Source organism: Streptomyces sp. AC558_RSS880, from assembly GCF_019049255.1.
GTDB lineage: Bacteria > Actinomycetota > Actinomycetes > Streptomycetales > Streptomycetaceae > Streptomyces.
In genome coordinates, this window is sequence record NZ_JAGMUJ010000029.1 from 20162 (window position 1) to 43540 (window position 23379).

A 23379-nucleotide genomic window follows, 5' to 3' on the forward strand; every position below is an offset into this window, starting at 1 on the left:
CCGTGACCGACCCCCTGCACGCGGAACTGCTGGAGCTCGCCCGGGAGGCGGCCCGCCGCGCGGGCGAGCTGCTGAGGGACGGCCGACCGGCCGACCTCGCGGTCGCCGCGACCAAGTCCAGCCCGATCGACGTCGTCACCGAGATGGACATCGCGGCCGAGAAGCTGATCACCACGCTGATCGCCGAGCGCCGCCCGGAGGACGGCTTCCTCGGCGAGGAGGGCGCCTCCACCGAGGGCAGCAGCGGCGTCCGCTGGGTGATCGACCCGCTCGACGGCACGGTCAACTATCTGTACGGCCTGCCCACCTGGGCCGTCTCCATCGCCGCCGAGCAGGACGGCGAGACCGTGGCCGGGGCGGTCGCGGCCCCCATGCGCGGTGAGACGTACCACGCGGTGCGCGGCGGCGGCGCCTGGGCCACCGGCGCCTGGACGGGCGAACGGCGGCTGACCTGCCGTCCCTCGCCGCCCCTGGACCAGGCCCTGGTGTCGACCGGCTTCAACTACGTCACCGAGGTCCGCGCCCACCAGGCCGACGTGGCGCAGCGGATGATCCCCCTGCTGCGGGACATCCGGCGCGGCGGCTCGGCCGCGATCGACCTGTGCGACCTCGCCGCGGGGCGCCTCGACGGCTACTACGAGCGCGGGCTGCACCCCTGGGACCTGGCCGCCGGTGACCTGATCGCCCGCGAGGCGGGCGCCCTGACCGGCGGCCGCCCCGGAGACCGCCCGTCCTGGGACCTCACGGTCGCCGCGACCCCGGGCGTCTTCGAGCCCCTCCAGCGGCTGCTGGAGGACCTGGGGGCTTGGCACGACTGAAGCACACGGACACGAACGGGCCCCGGCGCTGGATTCGCCGGGGCCCGTTGTGGTGCGAGTGTGGTGCGAGCCGGTCAGACGCTGTACGCGCCGACCTCCACGCCGTGCTCGGCGGCGAGGCGGCGCAGGTCGTCGAGTTCGCCCTGTTCCACGTCGACGAGGAAGTCGTCGCCGTCGTCGCGGGCCCGCGACAGATCGGACTCGGTCGCCTTTATGCGCTGCAGAAGTCCTGCGGTGAATGCGTCCATGCTGCGCCCCCTCGTCCTGGGTCGGTGGGTCGGTGGCACGGGGGTGTGCCGTTCGGAAGGGACGATCACGTCCGAGGCGGATGCCCAGCGCCGCTCGGCCGGGCGGCGACGGTGCCGGACATCCACGCCCGCTCTGCGGAAGCGGACTGCCGCACACCGCATGGTGGTGCGGTACGTGCGGAGCGTGATCGTGGGATGTAAAACCCGTCCTCCCCAAGCTCTCTTCCGAGGAAACCTAACCGCGCGAGAAATTCTCGTATTCCCGCCCCGTTCGCCCGGACGTTCCCCGGTCCCGCACCCGCCTTCCCCGTCCCCTCCCCGCCTTACAGCCGACTTATGGCCGAAAAGGGCAGGATGGAGGTCAACACACCCACCCGTACCCCTGCCCGAGTGCGCCCTGAGGCGCTGTCCGACCAAGGGCGGGACATGAGGAAGGACAAGCGACGTGCGCGTACTCGTCGTCGAGGACGAGCAGCTGCTCGCCGATGCGGTGGCCACCGGACTGCGCCGGGAGGCCATGGCCGTCGACGTCGTGTACGACGGTGCGGCCGCCCTGGAGCGCATCGGCGTCAACGACTACGACGTGGTCGTCCTCGACCGCGACCTCCCGCTCGTGCACGGCGACGACGTCTGCCGCAGGATCGTCGAGCTCGGCATGCCCACGCGCGTGCTGATGCTCACGGCGTCCGGCGACGTCAGCGACCGTGTCGAGGGCCTGGAGATCGGCGCCGACGACTACCTGCCCAAGCCCTTCGCGTTCAGCGAGCTCATCGCGCGCGTGCGCGCCCTCGGGCGGCGTACGAGCGTGCCGCTGCCGCCCGTTCTGGAGCGTGCCGGGATCAAGCTCGACCCCAACCGCCGCGAGGTCTTCCGCGACGGCAAGGAGGTGCAGCTCGCGCCGAAGGAGTTCGCCGTCCTGGAGGTGCTCATGCGCAGCGAGGGCGCGGTCGTCTCCGCGGAGCAGCTGTTGGAGAAGGCCTGGGACGAGAACACGGACCCGTTCACCAACGTGGTGCGGGTGACCGTGATGACCCTGCGCCGCAAACTGGGGGAGCCGCCGGTCATCGTGACCGTGCCCGGCTCCGGATACCGGATCTGATGACCGATGGCCGCCACACCCGCGCCCCCCACGGCGCCCCCCAAGCCCACCTGGGACCCCCGCTCGGCCACTCCGCTGCCGTGGCTGCGTCCCACCATCCGCATACGGCTCACGCTGCTGTACGGCGGCATGTTCCTGATCGCCGGCATCCTGCTGCTGTCGATCATCTACCTGCTCGCCGCCCAGGCCCTGCGCACCGGCAGCCAACCCCTGTTCAAGATCGTCGACTTCGACGGTCTGAGGGTCTCCAGCAACGACTGCCCGGGCATCACCAACGGCAACCTGGAGCTGTCCGAGTTCAACGCCCGGATCAGCGAATGCATCGACCACCAGCGCCAGGTGGCCCTGGACAACCTGCTCAGCCGCTCCCTGCTGGCCCTGCTGGGCCTCGCCGTCATCGCCTTCGCCTTCGGCTACGCCATGGCCGGCCGCGTCCTGTCGCCGCTGGGCCGGATCACCCGCACCGCCCGCGCGGTGGCCGGCTCGGACCTGTCCCGCCGGATCGAGCTGGACGGCCCGGACGACGAGCTGAAGGAGCTGGCCGACACCTTCGACGACATGCTGGAGCGGCTCCAGCGGGCGTTCACCGCCCAGCAGCGCTTCGTGGGCAACGCCTCGCACGAGCTGCGCACCCCGCTGGCGATCAACCGCACCCTGCTGGAGGTGCACCTCTCCGATCCCCACGCCCCGGTGGAGCTCCAGCAGCTGGGCAAGACGCTGCTGTCCACCAACGAGCGCAGTGAACAGCTCGTGGAGGGCCTGCTGCTGCTCGCCCGCAGCGACAACCAGATCGTCGAGCGCAAACCCGTGGACCTCGCCGAGGTCGCCACCCAGGCGATCGACCAGGTGCACGGCGAGGCGGAGGCCAAGGGCGTGGAGATCCGCGGCGCACGCCGGCCCGCGGTGGTCCAGGGCAACGGCGTGCTGCTGGAGCGGATCGCGCTGAACCTGGTGCAGAACGCCGTGCGGTACAACGTGCCCGAGGAGGGCTGGGTCGAGGTCACCACCGAGGTGGAGCACGGACAGGCGGTCCTGGTGGTGTCGAACACGGGCCCGGTGGTACCCGCGTACGAGATCGACAACCTCTTCGAGCCGTTCCGGCGGCTGCGCACCGAGCGCACGGGCAGCGACAAGGGCGTCGGACTCGGTCTGTCCATCGTGCGGTCGGTCGCCCGGGCGCACGGCGGGCACATCTACGCACAACCGCGTGAGGGGGGCGGGCTCGTGATGCGTGTCACCCTGCCGATCTGAGATGATGCCGCCGACACAACGAGGTGTTCGCTTTGAGCGGAATTTTCGGGGCGTCTCTCCGGTAATCCCATGTGTGATCGATCACAAGGGCGATTCCTCGGATGTCCACTCTCCGTGATCATGTATCCCCGTGAAAGTCGGGAAAGTCCCGGTTTTCAGGGGGTCTGATCACGGGAAGTACACGGTGAGGCGCTTTTGAAGTGCGGTATTCGGACCGTGTACGGTCCCCATCGCCGTCCAACCCGATCACTCATGAGGGGTCCGGTTGGGTGTCGATTGAGTAACAGACCTTGATGTGAGGCAAAATCTCCGCCTCAGGTCGGGCACAAGTCCGGCCTCTCACGCGTTACGTGCGCTGGAGACACCGCATACACCCAGAGGGGGAGAGCGACTATGGCAACCGACTACGACACTCCACGCAAGACCGACGACGACGTCGACTCGGACAGCCTCGAAGAGCTGAAGGCCCGGCGGAACGACAAGTCGGCCTCGGCCGTGGACGTCGACGAGTTCGAGGCCGCCGAGGGCCTGGAACTGCCCGGAGCGGACCTCTCGAACGAGGAGCTGGCCGTCCGGGTCCTGCCCAAGCAGCAGGACGAGTTCACCTGCATGAGCTGCTTCCTGGTCCACCACCGCAGCCAGCTGGCCCGCGAGAAGAACGGCCAGCCGATCTGCCGCGACTGCGACTGAGGCGGGGTCGGCCGTGACTGGCTCGACCCCTCCGCGGAAGCGCCGCTTCTTCGCCAGGGGAGCGGACCCGGGGCCCCAGGAGGGCCCGCAGCACGACACGCGTGACCAAGAGCGGGGCTCAACCGGTACCGGGGCGGCCTCGCTCGAAGCGGCAGCCGGCCGGAGTGACCTCCCGGCACCCCTGGAGGTCACCGCGCCCGTGGCGCACCGGCGGGCCGCCGTGATCCGTGAGAAGGCCCTGGAGGGCGCCCGCAAGGGCGGTGCCCGCGCCCGCGCGGGACTGGCGCACCTCGCGGACCGGATCATCGAGATCGCCCCGCGGGTGCCCGTGCGCGACCTCGGGACGCTGCGCCGGCAGTTCCCCGGCCTCGGCCCCGAGGAGCTCGCGGACAAACTCGTGGCGGGTGCCGCGAAGGCCACGGCGACGGTCGGGGCCGGAGTCGGCGCGGCGGCCATGATGCCCGTACCGCCCGCGATGCCGGCGGAGCTGGCCGCCGAGATCATCGGCGTCGCCGCGATCGAACTGAAGCTGATCGCCGAACTCCACGAGGTCTACGGGGTACGGCCGGCCGGCACCCTCGCCCAGCGCAGCACCGTGTACCTCAACTCCTGGTCGGAGGAGCGCGGGATCGAGGCGACCAAGCCCTCGACCGTGAGCGCGGCGCTGAACAGCCGCATGAAGCGCGAACTGCGCCAGCGGATCATGAAGCGCACGGTCCGCAACCTGCCGAACCTGATGCCGTTCCTGGTGGGGGCCGCCGTGGGCGCCGCCATGAACCGCAGGGACACCAGAAAGCTCGCCGCACGCATCCGGGACGACCTGCGCGGGATCCAGGTGCCCTGGGACGCGCTGCCGGCCCTCCCCGCACTGGAGCGCCCCGAGAACGCCCTCCCCGAGGACGCCCTCAAGGAGCTCGGCGGCCACCCGGGGAAGGACGACGGGCACCGGGCCCCATGAATCCTCCGGGCGGCACCCCGCCCGCGTGCCGCCCGTACCGCCGCTAGGCGGCGTCCGCCGCCTCCTTCGCCGCCCGCAGCGCCCGCGCCAGCCGTTCCGGCTCGCGTGTCGACAGGAAGACGTAGGGAGTCGGGTCCGCCGGGTCCGTGACGTCCACGCGCAGTGCGCCCGGGATGTACGCCCGCAGCAGCATGAAGCAGCGCGGGTCGGCCTTGTGGGAGCGCCAGGCCCGGGCCTCGTCGGCGTCCAGGACCTCCGCCTCGCCCAGCGCCGACACCGGGATCTTCGCTTCGCCCGCGATCAGGTGGCCGCCCACGACCCGGATGCGCACCGAGCCGTACGAACTGGCCACGACGGCCGCCGCGGCGGTGCCGCCGGCCAGGCCGCCGAGCATCGGCAGCGTGCCGAACGGCAGCAGGATCAGCGCCAGGGAGACCCCCACCAGGAAGGAGATCAGCCACCAGGAGCGGGGGGCGGTGAGGCGTTCTTCGTACGGGGTGGCGGAGAGCTGCATGAATCCAAGCTTGGCACGGTGCCGGGCCGGGACCCACGCGCGGGTAAGGTCTGCGGCTGTGAGTGGTACTTCCGCAGCTCTTCAGCCTCCGGCCGACGCCGTGACCCCCGTGCGCCATCCGGACGCCCCCGCACCCGGCGAGCTCCTGGGCGCGCACTACGGCCAGTGTTTCGGCTGTGGCGGAGAACAGCCCCACGGGCTGCACCTCGAGGCCCGCGCCGGCGAAGGCGTGTCGATCACCGCCGAGTTCACCGTGCGGCCCGCCCACCAGGGCGCCCCGGGACTCGCGCACGGCGGGGTGCTCGCCACCGCCCTGGACGAGACGCTCGGCTCGCTCAACTGGCTGCTGCGCACGATCGCGGTGACCGGCAGGCTGGAGACCGACTTCGTCCGGCCCGTGCCGGTCGGCACCGTGCTGCACCTCCAGGCCGAGGTGACGGCGGTGGCCGGACGGAAGATCTACTGCACCGCCACCGGACGCGTCGGCGGCCCCGACGGGCCGGTCGCGGTGCGCGCCGACGCCCTGTTCATCGAGGTCAAGGTCGACCACTTCGTCGACCACGGCCGTCAGGAGGAGATCCGGGCCGCGATGGAGGACCCCGACCAGGTCCGCCGCGTCCGCGCCTTCGAGGTGAACCCGTGAGCGGGCCCCGCTCCGGCGCGCTCGAGGTACTGATCAGACGCGTCGACCCCGACGTACCGCTTCCGGAGTACGAGCACCCGGGGGACGCGGGGGCCGATCTGCGGACCACCGAGGCCCGCGAACTGGCTCCCGGTGAGCGGGCGGTACTGCCCACGGGGGTGTCTGTGGCGCTGCCCGATGGGTACGCGGCCTTCGTGCACCCGCGATCCGGTCTCGCCGCCCGCTGCGGCGTCGCCCTGGTGAATGCCCCGGGGACGGTTGATGCCGGGTACCGTGGGGAGATCAAGGTGATCGTGGTGAATCTCGATCCGCGCGAGACCGTGCGGTTCGAGCGCTTCGACCGGATTGCCCAACTGGTCGTCCAGCAGGTCGAGAGGGTCCGCTTCGTACCGGTGGCGGAGCTTCCCGGCTCGGCGCGGGCCGAGGGGGGCTTCGGGTCCACCGGCGGGCACGCCTCGGTGGAGGGCGAGAACGGCACAAGCGGTCAGGCCGCCGTCGGCGGCACAGCGGGTGGGAATCGATACGCTTCGGTCGTATCCGACCGGGAAGGACAGTGACGTGTTCGGACGTCGCAAGAAGAAGGATGCCGCCGACGGTGCGGCCGGCGAGGCCGAGCAGGTCGTCGACGGTGTCGACGCTGAGGCGGGCGAGAAGGCCGAGCGGCTGAGGCTCGAGCCGGCGCCGCGGCCCGACGGTCCCTGGGACAGCACCGAGATCAGCGCGCCCGGCGAGGGCCGGGTCGACCTGGGCGGCCTTTTCGTGCCCGGTGTCGACGGCATGGAGCTGCGGGTGGAGGTCGCGGGCGACGCGATCGTCGCGGCCACCGTCGTGCTGCGGGACAGCGCCATCCAGCTGCAGGCCTTCGCCGCGCCCAAGCGGGAGGGCATCTGGAGCGAGGTGCGCGAGGAGATCGCGGCCGGCATCACCCAGCAGGGCGGCATCATCGACGAGGTCGAGGGCCCGCTGGGCTGGGAGCTGCGGGCCCAGGTGCCGGTGCAGCTGCCGGACGGCACCGGCGGCTTCCAGGTCGTGCGGTTCGTCGGTGTGGACGGTCCCCGCTGGTTCCTGCGCGGAGTGATCTCGGGCCAGGGCGCGGTGCAGCCGCAGGCCGCCGGGCTCCTCGAGCAGATCTTCCGGGACACGGTCGTGGTGCGCGGCGAGGGCCCGATGGCCCCGCGCGACCCGATCGTCCTGAAGCTGCCGAACGACGCGCAGATGGTCCCCGAGAACGTGCAGCAGGAGGAGGGGGGCTCCCGCTTCGCCGGCGGCATGGGCCAGCTCCAGCGCGGACCGGAGATCACCGAGGTCCGCTAACCGGGTCTCCGACGGGTCGAAGGGCCGCATCCCGGGCGGGGCGCGGCCCTTTTCGTGTGCGCGAGCCGACGCCGCTGCCCGGCGCGGGGGCCGGCCGGGGCGGATCGCGTGGCCCGGCGCCGACGGGTGCCTCCCCCACTCTCGGCTCCGCCCGAGCGGGAAGTGCCCCCCATCACCCCGCGGCACGGTGGCCCGCGGTCGCGGCGGCACTCGCGTGCACGTCCGTGTGCCGGAGGCAACCCGGTTCGACCGTTGAACGACCGGGCGTCGAGCGGGGATACTGGCGCCCGGTCCACGGGGGAGGGCGGTCGGATGGGGCAGGTGGTCACCGCGACCATGGTGCGCGTCGAGGACGTGCACAAGTCGTACGGCACCGGAGCCGCCGCCGTCCACGCGCTGCGCGGTGTCTCCTTCGACGTCCCGCGCGGTGAACTGGTCGCCCTCAAGGGCCGCTCCGGGTCAGGGAAGACCACGCTCCTGAACATCGTCGGCGGCCTCGACACCCCCGACCGGGGGCGGGTCGCCGTCGGCGGACGCGACCTCGCCGGCCTCGACGAGAACGGGCTGCTCGCCCTGCGCCGGGACCACGTCGGCTTCGTCTTCCAGTCCTTCGGCCTCATCCCCGTCCTCACCGCCGCAGAGAACGTCGGCGTCCCGCTGCGGCTGCGCCGCGCCGACCCGCGCGAGCGCGAGGAGCGCGTCGACCTGCTGCTGTCCCTCGTCGGCCTCGCCGACCACGCCGCCCAGCGGCCCGGCGAACTCTCCGGCGGCCAGCAGCAGCGGGTCGCCATCGCCCGCGCCCTCGCCAACAGCCCCTCCCTCCTCATCGCCGACGAGCCCACCGGCCAGCTGGACGCGGAGACCGGGCACGCCGTGATGGAGCTGCTGCGCGCGGTCGTCCGCAGCGAACACGTCACCGCGCTCGTCGCCACCCACGACACCACCCTCCTCGACCTCGCCGACCGCGTCCTGGAGCTGAGCGACGGCGGGATCACCGAGCACTGACCCCCGCCGGGCCCCGCGTCCGGCCGGGCGGCACGGGGGAAGACAATGAGGTCATGGGACGTGGCAACCTTCGGATCCACCTCGGTGCGGCACCGGGCGTCGGCAAGACGTACGCGATGCTCTCCGAGGCCCACCGCCGTGCCGGACGCGGCACCGACTGCGTGGTGGCCCACGTCGAACCGCACGGCAGGCCCCGCACCGAGGCGCTGCTGCACGGACTGGAGCGGATCCCGCACCGGGACATCGAGCACCGCGGGGCCGTCCTGACCGAGATGGACCTCGACGCGGTCCTCGCCCGCCGCCCCCGGGTGGCCCTCGTCGACGAACTCGCCCACACCAACGTCCCCGGCTCGCGCAACGCCAAGCGCTGGCAGGACGTGGAGGAGCTGCTCGCCGCCGGGATCGACGTCCTCTCCACGGTGAACATCCAGCACCTGGAGTCGCTGGGCGACGTCGTGGAGTCGATCACCGGCGTACGGGAGCGGGATACCGTACCCGACGAGGTGGTGCGGCGGGCGGACCAGATCGAGCTGGTCGACATGACGCCCGAGGCGCTGCGCCGCCGCATGGCGCACGGCAACATCTACCAGCCGGACAAGGTCGACGCCGCCCTGTCCAACTACTTCCGCCCCGGCAACCTCACCGCGCTCAGGGAGCTGGCGCTGCTGTGGGTGGCCGACCGGGTCGACGCCCACCTCCAGCGCTACCGCAGCGAGCACGAGGTCTCGGCGATATGGGGCTCCCGCGAGCGGATCGTCGTCGGTCTGACCGGCGGTCCCGAGGGCCGCACCCTGCTCCGGCGGGCCGCGCGGCTGGCGGAGAAGGGCGCCGGCGGCGAGCTGCTCGCCGTCTACATCTCCCGCAGCGACGGGCTCACCGCGGCCTCCCCCGGGGAACTGGTCGAACAGCGCACCCTGGTGGAGGACCTCGGCGGCACCTTCCACCACGTCGTCGGCGACGACATACCGGCCGACCTGCTCGCCTTCGCGCGCGGGGCCAACGCCACCCAGATCGTGCTCGGCTCCTCGCGCCGCCCGGCCTGGCAGTACGTCTTCGGCCCCGGCGTCGGCGCGACCGTCGCCCGGGACTCGGGACCCGACCTGGACGTGCACATCGTCACCCACGAGGAGGTCGCCAAGGGCCGCGGGCTGCCCGGAGCCCGGGGCGCCCGGCTCGGGCGCTCCCGGCTGGCCTGGGGCTGGGCGGTCGGGGTGGCCGGCCCGGCGGCGGTGGCGCTGCTGCTCAGCGCGGTCGACCTGGGACTCGCCAACGACATGTTGCTGTTCCTGGCCCTGACGGTGGCGGCGGCCCTGCTCGGCGGGCTCTGGCCTGCGCTGGCCTCCGCGGCGGTCGGCTCGCTGCTGCTGAACTACTTCTACACCCCGCCCCTGCACACCTGGACCGTTTCCGATCCGAAGAACATCGTCGCCATCGTGATCTTCGTCGCGGTCGGCGCGGCGGTGGCGTCCGTGGTCGACCTCGCGGCCCGGCGCACCCACCAGGCGGCCCGGCTGCGCGCCGAGTCGGAGATCCTCTCGTTCCTGGCCGGCAACGTGCTGCGCGGGGAGACCGGCCTGGAGGACCTGCTGGAGCGGGTCCGGGAGACCTTCGGCATGGAGTCCGCCGCCCTCCTCGAACGCGCGGGCGACGTCGAGCCGTGGACCTGCGCCGGCCGGGCGGGGCGCGGACGCCCGGTCGAACGGCCCGAGGACGCGGACGTGGAGGTGCCGGTCGGCGACCACATGGCGCTGGCGCTGACCGGCCGGGTGCCGCCCGCCGAGGACCGCAGGGTGCTGGCCGCCTTCGCCGCGCAGGCCGCCGTCGTCCTGGACCGCCGCCGGCTGCGCGAGCAGGCCGACCGGGCCCTCGCCCTCGCCGAGGGCAACCGCATCCGCACCGCGCTGCTGGCCGCCGTCAGCCACGACCTGCGCACCCCGCTGGCCGGGATCAAGGCCGCCGTCTCCTCGCTGCGCTCCGAGGACGTCGAGTGGTCCCCCGAGGACCGGGCCGAGCTGCTGGAGGGCATCGAGGACGGCGCCGACCGCCTGGACCACCTGGTGGGCAACCTGCTGGACATGTCCCGGCTGCACACCGGCACGGTCACCCCCCTGATCCGCGGGATCGACCTGGACGAGGTGGTGCCGATGGCGCTCGGCGGGGTGCCCGAGGGCAGCGTGACCCTGGACATCCCCGAGGCGCTGCCCATGGTCGCCGTGGACCCGGGGCTGCTGGAGCGGGCGATGGCCAACGTGATCGAGAACGCCGTCAAGTACAGTCCCCCCGGCCTGCCCGTCCTGGTCGCCGCCAGCGCCCTCGCCGACCGGATCGAGGTGCGGGTGGTGGACCGCGGCCCCGGCGTCCCCGACGAGGCCAAGGGCCACATCTTCGAGCCCTTCCAGCGGCACGGTGACGCCCCGCGCGGAGCCGGTGTCGGCCTCGGACTGGCGGTCGCCCGGGGCTTCGCCGAGGCCATGGGCGGCACCCTGAACGCCGAGGACACCCCCGGCGGCGGCCTCACCATGACGCTCACCCTGCGCGCCGCCGCGGCGCACCCGGAGAACCCGCGGGCCGCAACGGCCGCAGAACCCGAAAGGCAGCCCTCATGACCCGTGTGCTGGTGGTCGACGACGACCCGGCGATCGTGCGCGCCCTCGTGATCAACCTCAGGGCACGCTCGTACGAGGTCGACTCCGCCCACGACGGCGCCGGCGCCCTCCGTACGGCCGCCGCCCGCCATCCCGACGTCGTCGTCCTCGACCTCGGCCTGCCCGACATGGACGGCGTCGAGGTGATCAGGGGGCTGCGCGGCTGGACCCGGGTGCCGATCCTGGTGCTGTCCGCCCGGCACGCCTCCGACGAGAAGGTCCAGGCACTGGACGCGGGGGCCGACGACTACGTCACCAAGCCCTTCGGCATGGACGAACTGCTGGCCCGGCTGCGGGCCGCCGTACGCCGCGCGGAGCCCGCCGGCGACGGGGGCGACGCGGTGGTGGAGACCGCCGCCTTCACCGTCGACCTGGCCGCGAAGAAGGTCAACCGCGGCGGCAAGGACATACGGCTGACCCCCACCGAATGGCACCTGCTGGAGGTGCTGGTGCGCGGCGGCGGCCGGCTGGTGGCGCAGAAGCAGCTGCTGCGGGAGGTGTGGGGGCCGTCGTACGGGACGGAGACGAACTACCTGCGCGTGTACATGGCGCAGCTGCGGCGGAAGCTGGAGGCGGATCCGTCACATCCGAAGCACCTCATCACCGAGCCGGGCATGGGCTACCGCTTCGAGAAGTGAAGGTCAGGGCGTCCCCGCGCGGAGTACCGCGGAGGGGCCCGTTCGGACCGGGGCGGCAGGGGGTACGTAACCGTCAGTGCACCCCGGTACGCTTCAAGCATGAGTGCTGTTCCTCGACCCGAGAAGCCGGCAGGCCGGTTCCGGCGCATGCTCGACCGGCTCTCCTCGTCTCAGGAGGACCTGGAGTCCGAGGAGCTGCGTGAGGACGCCGAGACGGCCGGCTGTACGCGGATAGGCGACTGCCGCGACCGGCAGATCGTCACGGTTACTGGTACCTTGCGCACGGTCACGCTGAGGCCGCGCGCGGGGGTTCCGGCCCTGGAGGCCGAGCTGTTCGACGGCTCCGCCGCGCTCGACGTGGTGTGGCTCGGCAGGCGCTCCATCGTGGGCATAGAACCGGGGCGCAGGCTGATCGCATCGGGCCGGATCTCGATGAGCCGGGGCCGCCGGGTGCTGTTCAATCCGAAATACGAACTGAGACCCCTCGGACGGGAGTAGCCGGTGACGTCACTCGACAAGCCGACGACCGAAGACACATCCGCGGACGACGCCCGGGCGGTGACCGAAGCCGCCCTCTTCGAGGCGTTCGGCGGGGTGCGGGGCATGGTCGAGACGGTGCTCCCCGGGCTGCTCTTCGTCAGCATCTACACGGTCAACAAGGACCTGCACATGTCGGCGATCGCGGCGCTCGCCGTGGCGCTGGTGATGGTCGTGGTCCGGCTGGCGATGAAGGACACCGTCAAGCACGCCTTCAGCGGAGTCTTCGGTGTCGCCTTCGGCGTGGTCTTCGCGATGATGACCGGCAACGCCAAGGACTTCTACCTGCCGGGCATGCTGTACACGCTGGGCCTGGCCCTGGCGTACATCGTCACGGCGATGGCGGGCGTCCCGCTGATCGGTCTGATGCTGGGCCCCGTCTTCAAGGAGAACCTCTCCTGGCGCACCCGGAACCCCGGCCGGAAGAAGGCGTACACCAAGGCCAGTTGGGCCTGGGGGCTGATCCTGCTCGGCAAGAGCGCGATCCTGTTCCCGCTGTACTGGTGGGCGGACACCACGCAGCTGGGCTGGGTGCTGGTCGCGCTGAAGATTCCGCCGTTCCTGCTGGCCGTGTACCTGACGTGGGTCTTCCTGGCGAAGGCGCCCCCGCCCATCGACGTGTTCGCCGAGATGGAGGCGGAGGAGGAGCGCAAGGCCGCTGCCTCCGAGTAGGCGCGCCCTGCTCTCTGGGGGCTGTGCCCCCAGACCCCCCTTCGGCCTGAACGGCCTCGTCCTCAAACGCCGGACGGGCTGGGTCTGGGCGCCCGGAGTTCTCCGGGCGCCCCTTTTTCATGACTCCTTGCGGACCGAGAGCAGGTCCTCCAGTTGCTCCTCACGCGCCTGGGCGGCCACGAAGAGGAGTTCGTCGCCGGCCTCCAGGGAGTCCTCCCGGGTCGGCGTCAGGACGCGCGTGCCGCGGATGATGGTGACCAGCGAGGTGTCCTGCGGCCACTGGACGTCCCCGACCTGCGTGCCGGCCAGCGCCGACTCCTCCGGCAGGGTCAGCTCGACCAGGTTGGCGTCGCCGTGGCTGAAGCGCAGCAGCCGGACCAGGTCGCCGACGCTCACCGCCTCCTCCACCAGGGCCGACATCAGGCGCGGGGTGGAGACGGCGACGTCCACGCCCCAGGACTCGTTGAAGAGCCACTCGTTCTTCGGGTTGTTCACCCGGGCGACGACGCGCGGGACGCCGTACTCGGTCTTGGCGAGCAGCGAGACGACCAGGTTGACCTTGTCGTCGCCGGTCGCGGCGATGACGACGTTGCAGCGCTGGAGCGCCGCCTCGTCCAGGGAGGTGATCTCGCAGGCGTCGGCGAGCAGCCACTCCGCCTGCGGCACGCGCTCGACCGAGATGGCGGTCGGCGCCTTGTCGATCAGCAGGATCTCGTGGCCGTTCTCCAGCAGCTCGCCCGCGATCGAGCGGCCGACGGCGCCGGCTCCGGCAATGGCGACCCTCATCAGTGACCGCCCTCCTGTTCGGGACCCTTGGCGAACGCCGCCTCGACCCGGTCGATCTCATCGGTGCGCATCATCACGTGCACCAGGTCCCCCTCCTGCAGCACCGTCTGCGAGCTGGGCAGCATCGCCTCACCGAGCCGGGTCAGGAAGGCCACCCGCACGCCGGTCTCGTCCTGCAGCCTGCTGATCCGGTGCCCCACCCAGGCCGTGGAGGTGTGCACCTCGGCGAGCTGGACCCCGCCGGTGGGGTCGCGCCACAGCGGCTCGGCGCCCGAGGGGAGCAGCCGGCGCAGCATCTGGTCGGCCGTCCAGCGCACGGTCGCCACGGTGGGGATGCCCAGGCGCTGGTAGACCTCCGCGCGGCGCGGGTCGTAGATGCGGGCGGCGACGTTCTCGATGCCGAACATCTCCCGGGCCACCCGCGCGGCGATGATGTTGGAGTTGTCACCGCTGGAGACGGCGGCGAAGGCGCCCGCCTCCTCGATGCCCGCCTCGCGCAGCGTGTCCTGGTCGAAACCGACGCCGGTGACCCGGCGGCCGCCGAACGAGGAGCCCAGCCGGCGGAAGGCGGTGGGGTCCTGGTCGATCACGGCGACCGTGTGCCCCTGTTCCTCCAGGTTCTGGGCCAGGGCGGAACCCACCCTTCCGCAGCCCATGATGACAATATGCATCGCGTCACACCGCGCTTCCTGCAGGCCGTTCGACCTTCATGACCTTCGTGCTCATGTCTCTCTTTCGGCTCGCCAGGCAAACATCGCGGCCTGAATGCGGGCCGCCAGGCAACATCATGCCGGGGGATCGCGGTCCCGACGCCCTCCGGGGCCCGGCCGTCGCGTTCGCGTGCCGGGTCCAACGTATCCGCACCACCCGGGCACGACCGAGGCCCGGGGCAAGGAGAGAGCCGGCCATGACCACCGAGATCGACGTCCTCGTCCTGGGCGGTGCGGGCGTGGACACGATCGTGCACGTGCCCGAGCTGCCCGTGCCGCTCGCCGACAGCCACATGATCCGGCCGGGCATCGTCACCCGCGCGGGACAGAGCGGCGATTTCGTCGCCCTCGGCACCAGCGCCCTCGGCCTGCGCACCCACCACCTCGACCTGATCGGCGACGACCACGAGGGCGACCTCGTCCGCGCCCTGCACCGGGACCACGGCATCGCGCTCACCGCAGTACCGCAGCCGTGCGGCACCAAACGCGCCGTCAACCTGGTCGGCCCCGACGGCCGGAGGCTCTCCCTGTACGACGCGACCCGCTGGTCCGAGACGGACCGGCTGCCCGAGGAGACGGTGCGCGAGCTGGCCGCCGTCAGCCGGCACGCCCACGTCGTCATCACCCAGCCGTGCGCCGACGCCCTGCCCCTGCTGCGCGAGTCGGGCGTGACGATCTCGACCGACCTGCACGACTGGGACGGCGTCAACCCCTACCACGAGCCCTTCGCCCTCGCCGCGGACCTCGTCTTCCTCTCCGCCGCCGCCCTGACCGACCCGGAGCCCGTCATGCGCCGGATCGCCGCGCGGGGCCGGGCCCGGATCGTCGTCGCCACCGCGGGCGCCGAGGGCGCTCTCCTGCTGGCCGACGACGAACTGACCCGTGTTCCCGCGGCCGAGCCCCCGGCACCGGTCGTCGACTCCAACGGGGCCGGCGACGCCTTCGCGGCCGCCTTCCTGCACGGCTGGCTCGGCGGCGAAGGCGCCCTCCGCTGCGCCCGGCTCGGGGCGGTGGCGGGGGCGTACGCCTGCACGGTGCCGTCGACGCGGGTGGCCGCCATCGGACCGGAGGCCCTGCTCGCCGGAGACCTCGAGCCGGTCTCCGAGCCGGTCCCCGGGACGGTCAGCGGCGCGTGATGCTGCGCACGCTCGCCAGCGTGAGGATCCCGAGGCCGACGAGGGCGGCCGCGGCGCCGATCAGTTCGGGGATCGGGTGCATGGAACCTCCACGGAGCGGCAACGGACGGGAAGCGGCCGGGGCGGCGGACGACGCTCGGTCATAGGGGCGACGACGCTCGGTCATGGAGGCGACGACGCTCGGTCATACAGGCATAGAACTGCCCCGACCTGCCGAATCCGCGATCCGGTCACCCGGTGATTTCACCCGGAGGGCAGAGGCGTATGGATGCCGTATGGATGTGGGGTGGTGGTTGGGCCACCCCTGGTCCGAAGGCTTACGATCCACTGCTGTGTCCAAATTGACCGACGTGCCCAAACGGATTCTGATCGGGCGCGCACTGCGCAGTGACCGGCTGGGTGAAACGCTCCTGCCGAAGCGCGTCGCACTCCCCGTCTTCGCCTCCGACCCGCTCTCCTCCGTGGCGTACGCCCCCGGCGAGGTGCTGCTGGTCCTGTCGATCGCGGGCCTGTCGGCGTACCACTTCAGCCCCTGGATCGCCGTCGCGGTCGTCGTGCTGATGTTCACCGTGGTCGCCTCCTACCGGCAGAACGTGCACGCCTACCCCAGCGGCGGCGGCGACTACGAGGTGGCCACCACCAACCTCGGCCCCAAGGCCGGACTGACCGTCGCCAGCGCCCTGCTCGTCGACTACGTCCTCACCGTCGCCGTGTCGATCTCCTCCGGGATCGAGAACCTGGGCTCGGCGGTCCCGTTCGTCGTCGAGCACAAGGTGGCCTGCGCGATCGGCGTGATCGTGCTGCTGACGCTGATGAACCTGCGCGGTGTCAAGGAGTCGGGCACGCTCTTCGCGATCCCCACCTACGTCTTCGTCGCGGGCGTCTTCACCATGATCGCCTGGGGGGCGTTCCGCGGGGTCGTGCTCGGCGACGACATGCGGGCGCCGACCGCGGACTACGAGATCAAGCCCGAACACCCGGGCCTCGCCGGCTTCGCCCTGCTCTTCCTGCTGCTGCGCGCCTTCTCCTCCGGCTGTGCCGCGCTCACCGGCGTCGAGGCGATCTCCAACGGCGTACCGGCCTTCCGCAAGCCCAAGTCGCGCAACGCCGCGACCACGCTCGCCATGATGGGCCTGCTCGCCGTCACCATGTTCTGCGGCATCATCGGACTGGCCATGGCCACCGACGTCCGCATGGCCGAGAACCCCGCCAAGGACCTGATCCACGACGGCGCCCCGCTCGGCGCGGACTACGTCCAGGACCCGGTGATCTCCCAGGTCGCCGAGGCCGTCTTCGGCCACGGCAGCCTCCTGTTCATGATCCTCGCGGCCGCCACCGCGCTGGTGCTGTTCCTCGCCGCGAACACCGCCTACAACGGTTTCCCGCTGCTCGGCTCGATCCTCGCCCAGGACCGCTACCTCCCCCGCCAGCTGCACACCCGCGGCGACCGCCTCGCCTTCTCCAACGGCATCGTGCTGCTCGCCGGCGCCGCCGGACTGCTGGTGTGGATCTACGGCGCCGACTCCACGCGGCTGATCCAGCTCTACATCGTCGGCGTGTTCGTGTCCTTCACGCTCAGCCAGATCGGCATGGTCCGCCACTGGAACCGGCTGCTGGCCACCGAGAAGGGCCAGGCCAAGCGCCGCCACATGATCCGCTCCCGGGCCATCAACACCTTCGGCGCCTTCTTCACCGGTTTGGTCCTGGTCGTCGTCCTCGTCACCAAGTTCACCCACGGTGCCTGGGTCGCGCTGCTCGGCATGTGCATCTTCTACGCGACGATGACGGCGATCCGTCGGCACTACGACCGCGTCGCCGAGGAGATCGCCGCCCCGGAGACCCCCGCCGACGACATGGTGCGGCCCTCCCGCGTCCACTCGGTCGTCCTGATCTCCAAGATCCACCGCCCCACGCTGCGCGCGCTCGCCTACGCCAAGCTGATGCGCTCCGACAGCCTGGAGGCGCTCAGCGTCAACGTGGACCCGGACGACACCAAGGCACTGCGCGCGGAGTGGGAACGGCGCGGCATCGACGTACCCCTGAAGGTGCTCGACTCGCCGTACCGGGAGGTCACGCGGCCGGTCATCGACTACGTCAAGAGCCTGCGCAAGGAGTCCCCGCGCGACGTGGTCTCCGTGATCATCCCCGAGTACGTGGTCGGTCACTGGTACGAGCACCTGCTGCACAACCAGAGCGCGCTGCGGCTCAAGGGCCGGCTGCTGTTCACACCGGGCGTGATGGTGACCTCGGTGCCGTACCAGCTGGAATCCTCCGAGGCCGCCAAGCAGCGGGCCCGCAGGCGCCAGGACTGGGCCGCGCCCGGCTCGGTGCGCCGCGGTCCGGCCGAGCGGGCGAAGGACTCCTCCACACACACGTAGACTGGTGGGCTGTTGTCCCGGGCCTTGACGGGCCTGTCCGCTCTCGATGTTGTGGAGTCACCCCGCCATGCAGGCAGAACCGAGGAAATCGCTGGTGGGGGAGGAGTACGAGGTCGAGGTCGGCCCCGTCGCCCACGGCGGCCACTGCATCGCCCGTACGTCCGAGGGCCAGGTCCTCTTCGTCCGGCACGCGCTGCCCGGTGAGCGGGTCGTCGCGCAGGTCACGGAGGGCGAGGAGGGGGCCCGCTTCCTCCGCGCGGACGCGGTGCGGGTGCTGGACGCCTCCAAGGACCGGATCGAGGCCCCCTGCCCCTTCGCCGGTCCCGGCCGCTGCGGCGGCTGCGACTGGCAGCACGCCAAGCCGGGCGCCCAGCGGCGCCTGAAGGGCGAGGTCGTCGCCGAGCAGCTCCAGCGCCTCGCCGGGCTCACCCCCGAGGAGGCCGGCTGGGACGGCACGGTGATGCCGGCCGAGGGCGACAAGGTCCCCGCCGGACAGGTCCCGGCCTGGCGCACGCGCGTGCAGTACGCCGTCACCGCCGACGGCCGCGCGGGACTGCGCCGGCACCGCTCGCACGAGGTCGAGCCGATCGACCACTGCATGATCGCCGCCGAGGGCGTCAGCGAGCTGGGCATCGAGAAGCGGGACTGGACGGGCATGGACTCCGTCGAGGCGATCGCCGCCACGGGCTCCCAGGACCGTCAGGTCGTCCTCACCCCCAAGCCGGGCGCCCGCCTCCCCCTCGTCGAACTCGACCGCCCCGTCTCCGTCATGCGCGTCGACGAACGCTCCGGCCAGCTCCACCGCGTCCACGGCCGCCCCTTCGTCCGCGAACGCGCCGACGGCCGCACCCACCGCGTCGCCGGCGGCGGCTTCTGGCAGGTCCACCCGAAGGCCGCCGACACCCTCGTCACCGCCGTCATGCAGGGCCTGCTGCCCCGCAAGGGCGACATGGCCCTCGACCTGTACTGCGGCGTCGGCCTGTTCGCGGGCGCGCTGGCCGACCGGGTCGGCGAGTCGGGCGCGGTCCTCGGCATCGAGTCCGGCAAGCGCGCGGTCGAGGACGCCCGCCACAACCTCGCGGACTTCCCCCGGGTGCGCATCGAACAGGGCAAGGTCGAGTCCGTCCTGCCCCGCACGGGCATCACGGAGGTCGACCTGATCGTCCTCGACCCGCCGCGCGCCGGCGCCGGCCGCAAGACGGTGGAACACCTGTCGTCCCTGGGCGCCCGCCGGATCGCGTACGTGGCCTGCGACCCGGCGGCGCTGGCGCGGGACCTGGGGTACTTCCGGGACGGGGGGTACCGGGTGCGGACGCTGCGGGTGTTCGACCTGTTCCCGATGACGCATCACGTGGAGTGCGTGGCGATTCTGGAGCCTGCTGGCAAGGGGGCCTGACCTGCGGTTTGTTGTTCGGGCGGGTTACTCGACCTGTTTCCCTCCGTGTAGCGGTTCGAGCGGGCGGATCGATCTTTGAGAGCTCTCTGACCTGCGAATTCGTGAGTGAGGCGCTTGCAACGGCGACGCCTCAAGTGGCTCTTGCGGGATTCCTGACGCTCGGATGACGCTCGAAATGGAAGTCTTTGGGCCTCCGCGGTAGCGATGCGCACGGCCGCCTGGTTCCACGCTCCGCGGAGCCGAGTGCGGCCCGACCGCGCCACTTGATACCGGCTTGGTATCATCTCTGTATGGCGATGACACTCCGACTCCCCGACGACCTTGACGCGAAGCTCACCGAGCGGGCTCGTCGGGAGGGCCGCAGCAAGCAGGAACTTGCCATTGAGGCCATCCGTGACGCCCAGGACCGGGCCGAGCTGAAGGTCGATGACGTCCTGGCCGAGCTCATGGACAGCGATGCGGAGATCCTGGACTACCTGAAGTGACCGACGTGCGCTACATCCAGCTCGACGAGATCCTGGCCATCGCCCGTACGGTCAACGGTACCGAGCACAGCGTGCGTGACATGGGCCTCCTGGTGTCGGCGATCGAGCGACCCCGGACGAACGTGTTCGGAGCCGAGCTGTATCCCACGCTGCACGAGAAGGCTGCGGCGCTGCTGCACTCTGTCGCCCGCAACCATGCGCTGATCGACGGCAACAAGCGCACCGCCTGGCTCGCCATGCGCGTCTTCCTGCGGTTCAACGGCGTCAGCGCGAGTACCGTCCCACCGCCCGTTTCCATCGCCGGCCCGTTCGTCGAGGACGTTGCGCAGGACAACGTCGATGTACCGGCGATCGCCAAGCGCCTCGCGACCTGGTTTCCCGTTTCCTGACGTTCGACGAGGCAAGGGCGCCTCATGTGGAGTGCGTGGCGATTCTGGAGCTTACTGCAAAGGGGATCTGACCTGCGATTTTCGTGGGCTGCTCGGGTGTAGCCGGGCGTGCTCGACACCTGCGGTTCCCATCCCGGACGGGAAGGTGGGCGAGTGTTGCCACCGGTCTTCACAGGGTCCGCGCAAGGCGGCCCTGACGCTCATGGGACGTTCGCTTTGACAGGGCGTCAGCTCATGTATGAGGTCGGTATGCGGTCCGTGCGTCGAGTTGCACGGATCGTGGCAATGGGCGGGCACATCAGAAAGGTGACCGGCGGTCCGGTGTCGACGGGGTGGTGGAGTGCGGCGGTACGAGCAGCCCATGCACCGGGCTGTGCCTGTTGCGCATCGTGGACCTGGCCATGGGTGACTACGACTGCCAGCGGGCGGTCGTGCCGTCCACGGGGTGGTGGATCTTTCTCGTCAGGCCGCTACGGGAGCCTATTGCGTGGCTGGCTGGCTCGCCCCTGGTAGTAGGAGCTTCACTGCTGCGTCAGGTGGCGGCGCTGGTGTACCTCTCCGGCCGGGCCGTGTTCATGGCGTTAACGCTCCGGTTCTACGAAATCCGTGAACGCGGTAGGCGGATTCGATCGTCGTGGGCCACCGCAAAGTGATGAAAGCGCCACAGGAAACCCAAGGATGGGCATACTCTGCGGGAATCACCGCAGGTGGGCCGGGGGCGACCTGTAATGCGGCGGAGGTGTCATGGGTGGGGACCCGTATGTGTCAGCAAAAGGGGTCGGAGAACGCGAGCGGACGGGGGTGCCGGATCCGTACGGTGACCAGGCTCTCCTGACGTCTGCCATGACGGGGGGCTACGACGCCGTCCCTGGCCAGGAACACAGTCGACTGCGGAGCTATCTCGAAGCCGTTGTCGCGGCCCGTCCGGCGCCGGTGCACACTACGGTCGCCTTCAACGCCGTGTACTTCGGGTACGAGCTCGGCGGCGACGGCTACGGCGGAAGCCCGCTGTGCCTCGATGATTTTCCCGTCATCACCTTCGGTGAGTGCGCTCCCGTGCTCCCGGTCGGGGCCATGGTGTGTGTCGCCACCGGGTCGGACCCGCTTTACGCCGAAATCGTCTACAGGGAGGGCGCGCACCCGGAGGTGGACGCGCTCGGTGACGTACCGGCTTGGGTGTCGGGGGCACCCGCGGGCGCCGAGGGCTCGGGTAGGCCGGGTACAGACGCCGAACCACGGCGCAGGGAGCTGCTGGTGCCGGACCTCCACGCTTTCGGTCCGGCACTGAGTCTGTCACCGGCCCAGCTTCATCGCTTACGCACGCGCGGGCGGTGGATCAATGAGGACGGGCATGTCGTCGTCGACGTGTGCTATCCGTCCTTGCAGGCAGCCCGGCGCGACGATCTGACGGCCTACGCGGACCATCTCCTGACGACGGCTCGGGAACAGCTTCTCAGCCCCTTCGTCCCTGTTTCCCTTGCCTCCCTGGTGGGCGGCACGCACGACGACGATCTGCGGGCGGGACTGCTCGGTCTCCTTGACACGGTGCGGGGTGTCCTCAACTCCAGTGCAGTGTTGCGCACCTGGGGCCACTACGCCATGACCCGTACCTCCCTCGCGGACTGCTGGCGGGACACCGGACCGCTGGGCGGCGACGACCTCAGGTCTTTCGTGGCCGCGGTCGAGCGCGCGGCCACCCCGGCGAGGCGGCGACACGGCCTCGTCGCTCCGGTCACTGTGTACACAGCGGTCGGACCACGGCTCCGCGGTTTTCCCGGGGCGGAGGAACGGCTAAGGGAAGTGGGGTACGCCGCTGCGGTGTGCCGGGCGAACGTGGCGCTGGCCGACGTGGTCCAAGGGGACAGCGACCAGGGCCTGTTCGGCAACGGCTCCCGGGTCACCCTCGACGACGCCTTCGAGGGGGGAGGGGTGTGGCGGTCCCACCATCCCGGTGACGCAGAGGCACCCGGAGACCCTCTGGTCCCGGCCGGGCGCGGCTGGAACTCCACACTGCCCGCACCGCCGGAGCCGGAAACGGAAGTGGAGCTGGAACCGGTAGATGCGCCCCTCGCCGACGGCGACGCCCTCGGCACCGGCGAACTCCTGCGAAGCGACGCGCAGGAGATCGTCTGGAGGGCGCCCCTGCGGCTGGCCCATCTCATCGGCGGCTGGTTTCCCCTGCCCCCGTTCGTCGCGCAGGACCTCTGCCGGCCCCGCGGCGCGCACCCCACGCTTCGCCTCGAACTCGACCATGCTGGTGAGACGTTGGACGAGAAGGAGGCGGTGCAGTACGTCGCGGCCGAACTCGGGTACGACTCGGGTCGGTTGACGGGAATCGTCTGGCCCGGTGACTTTTTCCCCGGCCTGATGCTGGAGCTGCGCCGGCTCCGTGGCGACACGGTGATTCGGCTGGCCACGACGCGGTTGAAGGAACGGGTGCAGGCCGGTGACCGTGAGACGGGGCACTGTTACGACCCTCGGGTGCTCACCAGGGAGGACGTGCCGGGCAGCAGCCGCTACGGTGACAGCGCGGTCGGGCTGGATCCCCGGCAACTGGTGATGCGCACCGTGCGCCGTTGCGGTCTGCTCACCCTGGACGGTCACGCCCTGATGGACCGGTCGGTCCTGCCGAGCGCGGTCTATGGGCGCCGACCGGCCCGGTCGCAGGCCGCCGCCCTGGACTCGGCCGTCGCGGAACTGCTCGCGGAACGTCTTCTGGAGCCGGCCCTGGGCAGCCGGGACGCCTGGGGGCAGCCGCACTTCCCGCCGCGTGACGGACAGCGGACCATTCTCCTCATTGGCTACCGCCCCGCCAGGCCGCGGGTGATACGTCCGTGGGGCGGTGGCGAACCGGTCGGTGAGGGACTGCGCGGCGCTCAGTTCGTCGCAGGTCATCTGCGCCGCCTGCGGCCGGGGTGCCTGCCCAGCGACGTCCAGCGCGCGGCCTTCCGGGAGTACTGCCGCAGGCTCGGCAAGGCGGACGGCTGGGAACTGCCGTACGGCTACACGTTCGTGACCGAGCACACGCGCGGCCGCTGACCTTTCACGGTTTCGCGCGTCCACGGCT

Annotated in this window: 23 protein-coding genes; 19 read left to right on the plus strand and 4 right to left on the minus strand. The window is 71.3% G+C overall.

What is annotated here, in order from left to right; all coding sequences use genetic code 11:
• The first annotated feature begins 2 nt into the window (after positions 1-2).
• Positions 3-818, plus strand: coding sequence for an inositol monophosphatase family protein (locus KUM38_RS10375; RefSeq protein ID WP_217129019.1), 816 nt, complete (start codon positions 3-5; stop codon positions 816-818).
• 74 nt (positions 819-892) lie between these two features.
• Here the strand turns inward: KUM38_RS10375 and KUM38_RS10380 are convergent, their stop codons facing one another.
• Positions 893-1066, minus strand: coding sequence for a hypothetical protein (locus KUM38_RS10380; protein ID WP_167748545.1), 174 nt, complete (start codon positions 1064-1066; stop codon positions 893-895).
• A 445-nt stretch (positions 1067-1511) separates the two neighbouring features.
• On the opposite strand from KUM38_RS10380, the gene KUM38_RS10385 reads away from it, so the two are divergent.
• From KUM38_RS10385 to KUM38_RS10400, 4 genes are all read left to right on the plus strand, one after another.
• Positions 1512-2165 (plus strand): response regulator transcription factor, encoded by a 654-nt coding sequence (locus KUM38_RS10385; protein ID WP_007387794.1) that lies wholly within the window; start codon positions 1512-1514, stop codon positions 2163-2165.
• A gap of 6 nt (positions 2166-2171) precedes the next feature.
• Entirely contained in the window at positions 2172-3416 is a 1245-nt protein-coding gene (locus tag KUM38_RS10390) for a HAMP domain-containing sensor histidine kinase (RefSeq protein ID WP_217129020.1), read from the plus strand.
• 393 nt (positions 3417-3809) lie between these two features.
• Positions 3810-4106 (plus strand): DUF4193 domain-containing protein, encoded by a 297-nt coding sequence (locus KUM38_RS10395; protein ID WP_003993510.1) that lies wholly within the window; start codon positions 3810-3812, stop codon positions 4104-4106.
• A 13-nt stretch (positions 4107-4119) separates the two neighbouring features.
• Positions 4120-5064, plus strand: coding sequence for a hypothetical protein (locus tag KUM38_RS10400; RefSeq protein WP_217129021.1), 945 nt, complete (start codon positions 4120-4122; stop codon positions 5062-5064).
• 43 nt (positions 5065-5107) lie between these two features.
• On the opposite strand, the gene KUM38_RS10405 is transcribed toward KUM38_RS10400, so the two are convergent.
• Positions 5108-5578, minus strand: coding sequence for a DUF3093 domain-containing protein (locus KUM38_RS10405; RefSeq protein WP_217129022.1), 471 nt, complete (start codon positions 5576-5578; stop codon positions 5108-5110).
• 58 nt (positions 5579-5636) lie between these two features.
• On the opposite strand from KUM38_RS10405, the gene KUM38_RS10410 reads away from it, so the two are divergent.
• The 8 genes from KUM38_RS10410 to KUM38_RS10445 all read left to right on the plus strand — a co-directional run bounded on the left by KUM38_RS10410 (position 5637) and on the right by KUM38_RS10445 (position 13032).
• The gene (locus KUM38_RS10410) at positions 5637-6221 is read left to right on the plus strand and encodes a PaaI family thioesterase (protein WP_217129023.1); all 585 of its coding nucleotides are present in this window, start codon (positions 5637-5639) and stop codon (positions 6219-6221) included.
• Positions 6218-6778 carry a dUTP diphosphatase gene (gene dut / locus KUM38_RS10415; protein WP_217129024.1) on the plus strand — a complete coding sequence of 187 codons (561 nt, stop codon included), beginning with the start codon at positions 6218-6220 and terminating at the stop codon, positions 6776-6778. Before KUM38_RS10410 ends, dut begins: the two co-directional genes overlap by 4 nt.
• A gap of 1 nt (position 6779) precedes the next feature.
• Complete coding sequence (locus tag KUM38_RS10420; protein WP_217129025.1) at positions 6780-7535, plus strand: DUF3710 domain-containing protein; 756 nt, start codon at positions 6780-6782, stop codon at positions 7533-7535.
• A gap of 312 nt (positions 7536-7847) precedes the next feature.
• Positions 7848-8540, plus strand: a complete 693-nt coding sequence (locus KUM38_RS10425) for an ABC transporter ATP-binding protein (protein WP_217129026.1) — start codon at positions 7848-7850, stop codon at positions 8538-8540.
• Positions 8541-8593: 53 nt separating this feature from the next.
• The gene (locus KUM38_RS10430) at positions 8594-11146 is read left to right on the plus strand and encodes a DUF4118 domain-containing protein (RefSeq protein WP_217129027.1); all 2553 of its coding nucleotides are present in this window, start codon (positions 8594-8596) and stop codon (positions 11144-11146) included.
• Positions 11143-11823, plus strand: coding sequence for a response regulator (locus tag KUM38_RS10435; protein WP_217129028.1), 681 nt, complete (start codon positions 11143-11145; stop codon positions 11821-11823). Before KUM38_RS10430 ends, KUM38_RS10435 begins: the two co-directional genes overlap by 4 nt.
• Positions 11824-11922: 99 nt before the next feature.
• Positions 11923-12321, plus strand: a complete 399-nt coding sequence (locus tag KUM38_RS10440) for an OB-fold nucleic acid binding domain-containing protein (RefSeq protein WP_078661935.1) — start codon at positions 11923-11925, stop codon at positions 12319-12321.
• A 3-nt stretch (positions 12322-12324) separates the two neighbouring features.
• Positions 12325-13032 (plus strand): DUF3159 domain-containing protein, encoded by a 708-nt coding sequence (locus KUM38_RS10445; RefSeq protein ID WP_217129029.1) that lies wholly within the window; start codon positions 12325-12327, stop codon positions 13030-13032.
• 117 nt (positions 13033-13149) lie between these two features.
• Here KUM38_RS10445 and KUM38_RS10450 read toward each other — a convergent pair whose 3' ends face one another.
• Both KUM38_RS10450 and KUM38_RS10455 read right to left on the minus strand, forming a co-directional pair.
• On the minus strand, positions 13150-13818 hold the full coding sequence (locus tag KUM38_RS10450) for a TrkA family potassium uptake protein (protein ID WP_217129030.1): 669 nt from the start codon (positions 13816-13818) through the stop codon (positions 13150-13152).
• Positions 13818-14489, minus strand: coding sequence for a TrkA family potassium uptake protein (locus KUM38_RS10455; protein ID WP_217129031.1), 672 nt, complete (start codon positions 14487-14489; stop codon positions 13818-13820). The genes KUM38_RS10450 and KUM38_RS10455 overlap by 1 nt, the downstream gene beginning before the upstream one ends.
• 236 nt (positions 14490-14725) lie before the next feature.
• Between KUM38_RS10455 and KUM38_RS10460 the strand changes: the two genes are divergently transcribed.
• From KUM38_RS10460 to KUM38_RS10485, 6 genes are all read left to right on the plus strand, one after another.
• On the plus strand, positions 14726-15664 hold the full coding sequence (locus tag KUM38_RS10460; RefSeq protein WP_217129032.1) for a PfkB family carbohydrate kinase: 939 nt from the start codon (positions 14726-14728) through the stop codon (positions 15662-15664).
• Positions 15665-15996: 332 nt separating this feature from the next.
• Complete coding sequence (locus KUM38_RS10465; RefSeq protein ID WP_217129033.1) at positions 15997-18042, plus strand: APC family permease; 2046 nt, start codon at positions 15997-15999, stop codon at positions 18040-18042.
• A gap of 67 nt (positions 18043-18109) precedes the next feature.
• Positions 18110-19438 (plus strand): class I SAM-dependent RNA methyltransferase, encoded by a 1329-nt coding sequence (locus KUM38_RS10470; protein ID WP_217129034.1) that lies wholly within the window; start codon positions 18110-18112, stop codon positions 19436-19438.
• A gap of 290 nt (positions 19439-19728) precedes the next feature.
• Complete coding sequence (locus KUM38_RS10475; RefSeq protein ID WP_007445201.1) at positions 19729-19923, plus strand: ribbon-helix-helix protein, CopG family; 195 nt, start codon at positions 19729-19731, stop codon at positions 19921-19923.
• A complete protein-coding gene (locus KUM38_RS10480) occupies positions 19920-20312 on the plus strand; it encodes a type II toxin-antitoxin system death-on-curing family toxin (protein WP_217129035.1) in 393 nt (130 codons plus the stop codon). Before KUM38_RS10475 ends, KUM38_RS10480 begins: the two co-directional genes overlap by 4 nt.
• Before the next feature lie 843 nt (positions 20313-21155).
• The gene (locus tag KUM38_RS10485) at positions 21156-23351 is read left to right on the plus strand and encodes a hypothetical protein (protein WP_254396977.1); all 2196 of its coding nucleotides are present in this window, start codon (positions 21156-21158) and stop codon (positions 23349-23351) included.
• The last annotated feature ends 28 nt before the right edge of the window (positions 23352-23379 follow it).